This window comes from Arthrobacter sp. 9V, assembly GCF_902506065.1.
Classification (GTDB): Bacteria; Actinomycetota; Actinomycetes; order Actinomycetales; family Micrococcaceae; genus Arthrobacter.
On sequence record NZ_LR732992.1, the window covers coordinates 1 to 1042 of the forward strand.

At 68.1% G+C, this 1042-nt stretch carries 1 protein-coding gene; it reads right to left on the reverse strand.

The window, feature by feature from the left end; genetic code table 11:
* A partial coding sequence (locus tag BACI9J_RS23115) for an ABC transporter substrate-binding protein (protein WP_159736692.1) occupies positions 1-1042 on the reverse strand: 1042 nt, incomplete at both ends.

Consider the following 1042-nt stretch of genomic DNA (forward strand, 5'->3'; position numbering starts at 1 on the left):
GCCCAGGAACGCCACCCACTTAGCCGCGGCCTCGGGGTCCTTCGCCTGCTTCGTGATCGAGTCGCCGAGCCCGTTGAACATCGACGCGCGGTGTCCCGCCGGACCGATCGGGGTCGGGGCGACGGCGACGTCGAGGTCGTCCATGCCGAGGTACGAGCCGATCATCCACGAGCCGTTGAACGACAGCGCGCATTTGCCAGCGCCGAGCTGGACCTCGGGCCCGGTCGTGGTGGAGAACACCCCGTACTTCGCCATGTAGCCCTTCTCGGCCAGCCGGTAGTACCAGGCGAGGGTGTCCTGCACGACCCGCTCGTCGTAGCGGAACTTGTCACCCCAGGGGTTCTCGTTCGTGTAGAACCAGTCGACCGACCCGGTGAACGGCGACCACTGGGTCTGTCCGAAGCCGTCGCCGCCCGACCCGTTCGACGAGATGCCGTAGACGGCGACGTCGTCCTTGTCGAAGCCGTCCTCGTCGCCGCGTCGACCCTTGGAGTCCACCGTCAGCCGGGCGAGCATCCGCTCGAACGTGCCGCCGTCGTCCGGGTTCCACTCGAGCGACCCGAGTTCCTCCGCGGAGACCCCGGCCTTCGCCATCGCCTTCTTGTCGTAGAACATCGCGACGGTGTCCCAGTCCTTCGGGGACCCGTAGCGGTGGCCGTCCTGACCCTTCCACAGTTCGGCGAGCCCGGACTGGTAGTCGTCGTCGCGGATGCCCTTGGTCGCGTCGAGCTCGTCGAGCTTGTAGAGCACGTCGAGGTCGGCGTACTGCGGGAACTTCGTCAGGTGGTCGGTGAAGACGTCGGGCGCGGTGCCGGCGATGAACCCCGCGGTGAGCTTGGTCCAGTAGTCGTTCCACCCGAGCTGGGTGATCTTCACGGTGATGTCCGGGTTCGCGCGGTGGAAGGCGTCGGCGACGGCCTGGTAGGCGGGTTGCTGGTTCGCGTCCCACAACCAGTAGCTCACGGTCCGTGCACCCGATCGGCTGGTCGCGCGCCGACCGGGCGACGAGCAGGCGGCGAGCGCACCGAGGGCCAGGGCGGAG